This window comes from Rahnella bonaserana, assembly GCF_019049675.1.
GTDB lineage: Bacteria > Pseudomonadota > Gammaproteobacteria > Enterobacterales > Enterobacteriaceae > Rahnella > Rahnella bonaserana.
Genome location: NZ_JAFMOW010000009.1, coordinates 1 through 255 on the forward strand (window position 1 = coordinate 1; position 255 = coordinate 255).

General features: G+C 58.4%; 1 protein-coding gene. It reads left to right on the forward strand.

Annotation, left to right across the window (positions count from 1 at the left end; translation table 11 throughout):
- Positions 1-255 (forward strand): flagellin (locus J1778_RS24535; protein ID WP_274388715.1); only part of this gene is annotated, 255 nt, incomplete at both ends.

Sequence of the window (255 nt, forward strand, 5' to 3'; positions counted from 1 at the left end):
GGCGCAGATGTGGCGATCACCATGGACGCCACCTTCAGCGCAGGTTCCGGCGGCGCGGCTGATACCGTGTCCTTCTCTGCAGGCACCACCGCGACTGCCGATCAAATGGCAGGCGTTGGTCAGCTGAAAGCGATTGACGATGCACTGGCACAGGTTGATGAACTGCGCTCCGGTCTGGGTGCGGTACAGAACCGTTTCGATTCTGTTATCAGCAACCTGAACAGCACCGTGAACAACCTGTCTGAATCCCGTTCA